This window comes from Intrasporangium chromatireducens Q5-1, from assembly GCF_000576575.1.
In the GTDB taxonomy this organism is placed as follows: Bacteria; Actinomycetota; Actinomycetes; order Actinomycetales; family Dermatophilaceae; genus Intrasporangium_A; species Intrasporangium_A chromatireducens.
Genome location: NZ_AWQS01000299.1, coordinates 1 through 3,968 on the forward strand (window position 1 = coordinate 1; position 3,968 = coordinate 3,968).

3 protein-coding genes and 1 pseudogene are annotated in these 3,968 nt (G+C 72.5%); 3 read left to right on the top strand and 1 reads right to left on the bottom strand.

Translation table 11 applies throughout. From position 1 onward, the window contains the following. Positions 1-90: 90 nt before the first annotated feature. Complete coding sequence (locus N864_RS19895; protein WP_034721462.1) at positions 91-534, top strand: hypothetical protein; 444 nt, start codon at positions 91-93, stop codon at positions 532-534. 54 nt (positions 535-588) lie between these two features. Here the strand turns inward: N864_RS19895 and N864_RS19900 are convergent, their stop codons facing one another. After that, positions 589-966 carry a VOC family protein gene (locus tag N864_RS19900; protein ID WP_034721465.1) on the bottom strand — a complete coding sequence of 126 codons (378 nt, stop codon included), beginning with the start codon at positions 964-966 and terminating at the stop codon, positions 589-591. Between the two features lie 152 nt (positions 967-1,118). Between N864_RS19900 and N864_RS19905 the strand changes: the two genes are divergently transcribed. Beyond that, positions 1,119-1,517, top strand: coding sequence for an SRPBCC family protein (locus tag N864_RS19905; RefSeq protein WP_034721467.1), 399 nt, complete (start codon positions 1,119-1,121; stop codon positions 1,515-1,517). Between the two features lie 171 nt (positions 1,518-1,688). Beyond that, a pseudogene (locus N864_RS19910) lies at positions 1,689-3,968 on the top strand (Tex family protein); the annotation flags it as partial.

The window sequence follows — 3,968 nt, forward strand, 5'->3', positions numbered from 1 at the left end:
CGGCGTCCCCAGGGGCGCCGGCCGGTCCGCCTTCCCGGACCTGTGGACAACGGTCGACGTCGCGAGCGCCGTTCCGGCCATGCTCGTGCCATGGGATTCAAGGACCTGCCCCGCGGATGGGCCGAACGACCGATCACCGACCCCGACATCTTCGAGGACGTCGTCGACCTCGTCGCCAGCGAGCAGTCCCGGCGCGAGGGCGCGGTCTACCTGCTCCTGACGCATCCCGACGGCCGCATGCTCCAACCGCTCGCGATCCACGACGTCCCGCCCGGCGCACCGGGCGTCGACGACGCGCATCGGTGGCGTGCCGCCCTGGACGAGCTCGCGCAGCACGGCGCCTGCTCCCTCGTCGTGGTGCGGGCCCGCCGGGGCCCGGCCGAGCGGACTCCCGACGACGACGCGCTCTTCGGTGTCCTCGCCGCGGCGGCCGAGGCAGCCGGCCTCGACGTGCAGGGCCAGGCGGTCGCCACGCCGAGTGGCATCGTCACGCTTGGCCCGCCCGGCACGGAGGAGCTGTCCCGTCCCGCGTGAGTGAGCGGCATACCGGGTGGTCGTGGGGTCCGGCGACCGAAGGTCGGCGCCCTCTCAGCCCTCGGGCGCGGTGTGGCAGACCGCCTCGACGTTGTTGCCGTCGGGGTCGCGCACGAAGGCGCCGTAGTAGCCGGGGTGGTACTCGGGCCAGAGCCGCGGCTCGTGCAGCGACTCGGCGCCGAGCGACAGCGCCGCCTCATGGAAGGCGCGCACGTGCTCCGCGTCGGCCGCCCGGAACGCGACATGGACCTCGCGGTTCGGCTCGGGGCCGTCCCAGGCGGAGATCCAGAAGGCCGGGTCTCCCTCGGTGCCGTAACCGATCGCCTGGCCGAAGTCGAGCTGCCGACTGAACCCGAGCACCCCGAGGACGGTGTCATAGAACCGCGCGCTGGCCGCCAGGTCGGAGCAGTTGATGCCGAAGTGGTCGATCATGGCCCGACCGTACCGGCGACGACGGACATCGACACGGGATCCGAAACTCCCCGCCGCCAGGCATTGATCTTGCCCGGGTTCCTTGATCTATTGGATACGTCAGATGGGTTCGGCCCATCAGGGACCGGCCCGCTCTCCCCCGGAGGTTGCCGATGACCAGTACGACGGAGTCCATCCCCGACGAAGCGCAGTCCCGGGCGGTGCGCGCGAGCCGCACCGTGCCGGCCTCACCTGAACAGGTGTGGCAGCACCTGATCAGCCGCGAGGGCACGCAGGCACTGCTCGGACCGGGCGCCCAGCTCGGCAGCAAGGGAGAGTCGTGGCACAGCGACGACGGCCCACATGGCGTCGTCCGCTCCTACCACCCCCTTGAACAGATCCGCGTCTCCTGGCACGCCGACGACGACGCGCCGGCTTCCCTCGTCGACCTCCAGCTCGCACCTGACGGCACGGGGACCCGCATCGACCTCGTCCACGAGCACGCCGACGATGCGAGCCTGCAGGCGCGCTGGGACGGCGCGCTCGAACGGCTCACCTCCGGCATGAGCTGAGCCCCCGCGACGACGCGTGGACCGCGCGCCGCTCGCTCACCCCTTTCCGTATGCCGCTCACTCACCGGGCGCTTCGCCCTGCCCTCCGTGACGGGGCGCGCCCCGGCCACGGCACAATGCTCTGGCGCAGGCCGCCCCCGTCCCGGGGGGTGGCCGTCGACAGGAGAGGGAGTGCCCGTGGGAGTGCAGTCGGTCGAGGCCCGCATCGCGGAGGAGCTCGGGGTGGGCGGCGGCCAGGTGACCGCCGCGGTCGCCCTGCTCGACGGCGGGGCGACCGTGCCGTTCGTCGCCCGCTACCGCAAGGAGGCGACCGGCGGGCTCGATGACGCCCAGCTGCGCACCCTCGAGGAGCGCCTCGGTTATCTGCGCGAGCTGGAGGACCGGCGCACCGCGGTGCTGGAGTCCATCCGCGAGCAGGGCAAGCTCACCCCCACGCTGGAGCAGCAGGTGCGCGCCGCCGACACGAAGGCGCGCCTCGAGGACATCTACCTGCCCTACAAGCCGAAGCGCCGCACGAAGGGCCAGGTGGCCCGGGAGGCGGGCCTCGAGCCCCTGGCCGAGACCCTCCTGACCACTCCGGGCACGGACCCGCAGACGGCAGCAGCGGCATACGTCGACCCCGAGCGCGGCGTCGCGGACGTCACTGCCGCGCTCGATGGCGCCCGCGCCATCCTGGTCGAGCGGTTCGCCGAGGACGCGGACCTCGTCGGTGAGCTGCGCGAGCTGATGTGGTCCCAGGGCCGCCTCGTCTCGGCCGTGCGGGACGGCAAGGAGACCGAGGGTGCGAAGTTCGCCGACTACTTCGACTTCGCCGAGCCGCTGACCACGCTGCCCTCGCACCGGATCCTGGCGATGTTCCGGGGTGAGAAGGAGGACGTGCTCAGCGTCTCCATCGACCCTCTCCCGGCCACCGACGAGCCGCCCAGCCGGCTCAGCACCGTGCCGACGACCTACGAGCGGCGCATCGCCCGGCGGTTCGGCATCGAGGACCTCGGTCGAGCCGCAGACCGCTGGCTCGCGGACACGGTGCGGTGGGCCTGGCGCACGAAGATCCTCGTGCACCTCGGGATCGACCTGGCATGCGCCTGCGGCAGGAGGCCGAGCAGGAGGCGGTGCGGGTCTTCGCCGCCAACCTGCGCGACCTGCTCCTGGCGGCGCCGGCCGGCACCCGGGCAACGATGGGCCTCGACCCCGGCTTCCGTACGGGCGTGAAGGTCGCCGTCGTGGACGCGACCGGCAAGGTCGTCGCCACCGACGTGATCCACCCCCACGTCCCACAGAACCAGTGGGACCGCAGCATCGCGACCCTCGCCGGCCTCGCCGCGAAGCACCACGTCGACCTCGTGGCGATCGGCAACGGCACCGCCTCGCGCGAGACCGACAAGCTCGTGGCCGACCTGTTGCGGCGCCACCCGGAGCTGCACCTGACCAAGGCGATCGTGTCGGAGGCCGGCGCCTCGGTCTACTCCGCCTCGGCCTACGCGTCGAGCGAGCTGCCGGACCTCGACGTGTCGCTGCGCGGGGCCGTCTCCATCGCCCGGCGCCTGCAGGACCCGCTCGCCGAGCTCGTCAAGATCGACCCGAAGTCGATCGGCGTCGGCCAGTACCAGCACGACGTCTCCCAGACGGCGCTGAGCCGCTCGCTCGACGCGGTCGTCGAGGACTGCGTCAACGCGGTCGGTGTCGACGTCAACACCGCGTCCGCTCCCCTGCTGACCCGCGTCTCCGGCATCACCGCGGGTCTCGCGGAGACGATCGTGGCGCACCGTGACGCGAATGGGCCGTTCCGCACGCGCGTCGCCCTCAAGGACGTGCCTCGCCTCGGGCCCAAGGCCTTCGAACAGGCCGCCGGCTTCCTCCGCATCCCCGGTGGCGACGACCCCCTCGACTCGTCGAGCGTGCACCCCGAGGCCTATCCGGTCGTGCGCCGCATCCTCGCGGCGAGCGGTCACGAGCTGCGCGGCCTCATCGGCAACACGGCGGCGCTCCGAGCAATCCGTCCGGCCGACTTCGTCGACGAGACCTTCGGTCTGCCCACCGTGACGGACATCCTGGCCGAGTTGGAGAAGCCGGGCCGCGACCCCCGCCCGGCGTTCACCACGGCGACCTTCGCCGAGGGGGTCGAGAAGCTCTCCGACCTACGGCCGGGGATGCGGCTTGAGGGGGTCGTGACCAACGTGGCGGCCTTCGGCGCGTTCATCGACGTCGGGGTCCACCAGGACGGGCTCGCCCACGTGTCGGCGCTCTCCGACCGGTTCGTCAAGGACCCTCGTGAGGTCGTCAAGCCCGGGGACGTCGTCAAGGTCAAGGTGCTCGACGTCGACCTCCCGCGCAAGCGGATCTCCTTGACCCTGCGCCTCGACGACGAGGTGACCGCGGACGGAAAGCCGCAGCGCGCCGGCGGTCGGGGCGCGCCGGGCGAGGGCCGGGCAGGTCGCGGCGCTGGCGACG